The 2,762-nt window shown below is 74.7% G+C and carries 1 protein-coding gene; it reads right to left on the reverse strand.

Annotated elements, in window-relative coordinates; all coding sequences use genetic code 11:
* Positions 1-2,762: Rne/Rng family ribonuclease (locus tag FM076_RS10900; RefSeq protein ID WP_243274423.1), on the reverse strand; the 2,762-nt coding region annotated here is incomplete at both ends.

The raw sequence follows: 2,762 nt of genomic DNA on the forward strand, positions 1-2,762 counted from the left end.
CCGGCGCCGCATCCGGCCCCGCGAGGCGGTGGCCGCGGCCTCCGCCTCGGCCGCGCTGTTGAACAGCTCCTCGTCCGGGACGAACTCCACCGGCGCGGCCGGCTGCGCCGACAGCCCGGCGGCCTCGGCCACGGTCTCCGCGGGCTCGACGGCGGCTGCCGCCGGCGCGGTCGCGGGCGAGGGCTCGGCCTCCGGCGCGGGACCGGCCCCTGGTCGCTGCTCCTCGGCCGCGGCGGGCCGGCCGCCCCTGCCCTCGGCCGCTCCGCCCTGGTCGCCCTCGGTCCGGGCCCTCCGGCTTACCGGACTTCGCCTCGGCCCTGGCCTCCGCCTTGGTCTCGGCCTTGCCCTTGCCCTTCTTGCCCTTCTTGCCGCCGCCCTGGCCCCCGGCCGCGGCGGTCGCCTGGTCCAGGTGCACGATGACGCCGCGCCCGTTGCAGTGCACGCACGGCTCGGAGAACGCCTCCAGCAGCCCCTGGCCGACCCGCTTGCGGGTCATCTGCACCAGGCCCAGCGAGGTGACCTCCGCCACCTGGTGCTTCGTACGGTCCCGGCCCAGGCACTCCAGCAGGCGGCGCAGCACCAGGTCGCGGTTGGACTCCAGGACCATGTCGATGAAGTCGATCACGATGATGCCGCCGAGGTCGCGCAGCCGCAGCTGGCGCACGATCTCCTCGGCCGCCTCCAGGTTGTTCCTGGTGACCGTCTCCTCCAGGTTGCCGCCCTGGCCGGTGAACTTGCCGGTGTTGACGTCGACCACGACCATCGCCTCGGTGCGGTCGATGACCAGCGAGCCGCCGCTGGGCAGCCACACCTTGCGGTCCAGCGCCTTGGCCAGCTGCTCGTCGATCCGGTAGGTGGCGAAGACATCGACGTCCGAGGTCCACTTCTGGAGCCGGTCGCCCAGGTCGGGCGCCACGTGCGAGACGTAGCCGTGAATGGTGTCCCACGCCTCGTCGCCGCTGACGATGACCTTGGAGAAGTCCTCGTTGAAGATGTCCCGCACGACGCGGACCGTCATGTCCGGCTCGCCGTACAGCAGCGTGGGCGCGTTGCCCTTCTGCGCCTTCTTCTGGATGTCCTCCCACTGGGCCTGGAGCCGCTCGACGTCCCGGCGCAGCTCCTCCTCGCTGGCGCCCTCGGCGGCGGTGCGGACGATCACGCCCGCGTTCTCGGGGACGACCCGCTTGAGGATCTGCTTGAGCCGCGAGCGCTCGGTGTCCGGCAGCTTGCGGCTGATGCCCGTCATCGAACCCTCGGGCACGTAGACGAGGTAGCGGCCCGGCAGCGAGACCTGGCTGGTCAGCCGGGCGCCCTTGTGGCCGATCGGGTCCTTGGTGACCTGCACCAGCACCGGCTGGCCCGACTTGAGCGCGGTCTCGATACGGCGCGGCCCGCCCGCCATGCCGAGCGCCTCGAAGTTGACCTCGCCCGCGTACAGCACGGCGTTGCGGCCCTTGCCGATGTCGACGAAGGCGGCCTCCATCGACGGCAGGACGTTCTGCACCTTGCCGAGGTAGACATTGCCGACGTAGCTGGTCGACTGCTCCTTGTTGACGAAGTGCTCGACCAGCACGTCGTCCTCAAGGACGGCGATCTGGGTGCGCTCACCGCTCTGCCGCACGATCATCTCCCGCTTGACGGCCTCGCGGCGGGCGAGGAACTCCGCCTCGGTGATGATCGGCACCCGGCGGCGGCCCTGCTCACGGCCCTCGCGGCGGCGCTGCTTCTTGGCCTCCAGCCGCGTGGAGCCCTTGATGGCCTGCACCTCGTCGGTGGGCTCGTCCTTCTTCTTGCGCGGCTCGCGGACCTTGACGACGGTGCGCTCGGGGTCGTCCGTGGTGACGGCCTCGGCGGCCGGTGCCTCGGCCTCTCCGGACCGGCGGCGGCGACGGCGGCGACGGCGCGAGCTGCTGGTGGAGGCGGCAGCGGCGGACTCCTCGCCCGCCTCGGCGGACTCCTCCCGGCCGTACTCGCCCTCACCGGCTTCCTCGGCGCCCTCGGCGCGCGCCTCCGGCTCCTCGTCCTCGGCGCCCTCGGGCTGCTCGGCGCCCTCACCGCCCTCGCCACGGCGACGGCGGCGGCCGCCCCTGCGGCGACGGCGCGCGGGACGCTCGTCCTGCGCGGTCTCCTGCTCGTCGGCACCGGTCCCGGCCTCGGCCCCGGCTTCGCTCCCGGCCTCCGCCTCCCGGTCGGTCTCGCGGTCCGCACGCGCGTCCTGGGACTCGTCCCGGGCCCCGGCCTGCTCGGCCTGGTCGGCGCGGCGACGGCGACGGCGGCGCGGTGCGGCCTCGGTCTCCGCCTCGGCGCCGGCCTCGAACCCGGTCTCCTCCTCGTCCTCTTCCCCCGCCTCGGCCCTGCGCTCCGCCTCGGCCGCCGCGGCGGCGCTCTGCGGGGTCTGGAAGGCGGGCTCGGTGAAGACGGGCGCCTGGAAGACCGCCATGGGCGGCATGGGCCGCTTGCGGCGACCGCCGGCCGCCCGGCCCTCCTGGGCCGGCTCGTCCCTCCCGGCGGACCCGGCGGCGCCGGAAGTCTCGGCCGGCCCCGCTGCCTCGGGGGTGCCGGGCGCCTCGAACCCCCTGGCGACCCGCCGCTTGGCGGCACGCTCCGCCTTCTGCGCCTTGGAGGACGGCTTCCGCTTCCGCTCCTCCTGGGACTCCTCCGCCTGCTCCTGCTGCGCCCGGGACTCCTCGCCCCCGGCGGCAGCGGACCGGCCGGCCCGGCGCTTGGGGGCGGGCTCGGCCGCCTCGTCCTGCTGTGCGGGT

It is taken from the genome of Streptomyces albus subsp. chlorinus (assembly GCF_013302895.1).
Taxonomy (GTDB): Bacteria; Actinomycetota; Actinomycetes; order Streptomycetales; family Streptomycetaceae; genus Streptomyces; species Streptomyces chlorinus.